We start from the raw sequence: 1,759 nt of genomic DNA on the forward strand, positions 1-1,759 counted from the left end.
CGTCTCCTCTTTCTGGCTATATTAGACGAATTAAAATACCTTCGTCGTCCATGATTCACAGTTCCATGTATCGGTTACAACATCGCGGTAAAATTCTGGTTCGTGAGAGATAAGCAAAATGCTGCCTTTGTACGCCTTAAGCGCACGTTTCAGCTCGTCCTTCGCATCGACATCCAAGTGATTGGTTGGCTCATCCAGTACTAACAGGTTTGTTTCGCTGTTGATCAGCTTGCAAAGGCGAACCTTCGCCTTCTCGCCGCCGCTAAGCACCGCAATTTTGCTTTCAATATGCTTGGTCGTCAGCCCGCATTTCGCGAGTGCCGCACGTACTTCGAATTGGGAGAGTGAAGGGAACTCCTTCCACACTTCCTCAATACACGTATTGTAGTTTGCATCCTTAATTTCCTGTTGGAAATATCCGATTTGCTGATGCTCCCCGCGCTGTACCGTACCCGATATAGCTGGAATTTCACCTAAAATACTGCGCAGCAGCGTCGTTTTACCAATACCGTTCGCMCCTACGAGAGCAATCTTCTGTCCTCGTTCCATACGAAGATCAAGCGGTCTCGACAACGGACTGTCATATCCGATAACAAGCTCCTTCGTCTCGAATATGAGCTTGCCGGAGGTTCTTCCGTCCTTGAAGTTGAACTGCGGCTTCGGCTTTTCCTTCGCAATTTCAATGACATCCATCTTATCGAGCTTCTTCTGCCTCGACATCGCCATGTTCCGCGTCGCTACGCTCGCTTTGTTGCGTGCTACGAAGTCCTTCAGATCAGCTATTTCCTGCTGCTGACGCTTATAGGCCGATTCAAGCTGCTGCTTTTTCATTTCATGAACCTGTTGGAAGTATTCATAGTCGCCAACATAGCGGTTCAGCTCTTGATTCTCCATATGATAAATGAGGTTAATTACACTGTTAAGGAACGGGATATCATGTGAAATGAGAATAAATGCATTCTCGTACTCTTGCAAGTAACGCTTCAGCCATTCGATATGCTGCTCATCGAGATAGTTCGTCGGCTCATCGAGAAGCAAAATGTCCGGCTTCTCCAGCAGCAGCTTCGCTAGAAGCACCTTCGTCCGCTGCCCTCCGCTCAAATCATTAACGTCCTTATCAAGACCAATATCCGTAAGGCCAAGACCACGAGCCGTTTCGTCAATTTTCGCGTCAATCAAATAGAAATCCTGATTCGTCAGCGTATCCTGAATCGTTCCAACATCCTCAAGCATTTGCTCGAGTTCCTCTGGCGTTACATCGCCCATTCTGCCGTACATATCGTTCATTTCTTGTTCCATATCGAGCAGGTACTGAAAAGCTCCCTTCAGCACGTCCCGCATCGTCATTCCTTTGCTGAGAACCGCATGCTGATCGAGATAACCTACGCGCATGCGCTTCGACCATTCAACCTTGCCGTCGTCAGGCTGCAGCTTGCCTGTAATAATGTTCATAAAAGTGGACTTGCCCTCGCCGTTAGCGCCGATCAGTCCAATATGCTCGCCTTTAAGCAGGCGGAAGGATACGTCGTTGAAGATCGCGCGATCTCCAAAGCCGTGGCTTAGTCGTTCTACGTTTAATATGCTCATGAATGACACCTTTTCTTTTGGAATATTATCGTTTTATTATAAACGTTATAGGCCCTACAACTCAATGTAGGATTCATTTCTAAATGATTTTCGACCAGATTCAACAATCTCCTTATCATCCGCTATTATTTTACCATATTCCAGATAAAGCATTGTCTTCATGAGTATTAGC

The 1,759-nt window shown here is 46.5% G+C and carries 1 protein-coding gene; it reads right to left on the bottom strand.

Annotated features, from left to right (window positions below; translation table 11 throughout):
- Positions 1 to 30: 30 nt before the first annotated feature.
- Entirely contained in the window at positions 31 to 1,587 is a 1,557-nt protein-coding gene (locus tag AC1DSE_RS34900; RefSeq protein ID WP_441885522.1) for an ABC-F family ATP-binding cassette domain-containing protein, read from the bottom strand.
- Positions 1,588 to 1,759: the final 172 nt, after the last annotated feature.

It is taken from the genome of Paenibacillus sp. 01L418 (genome assembly GCF_056400045.1).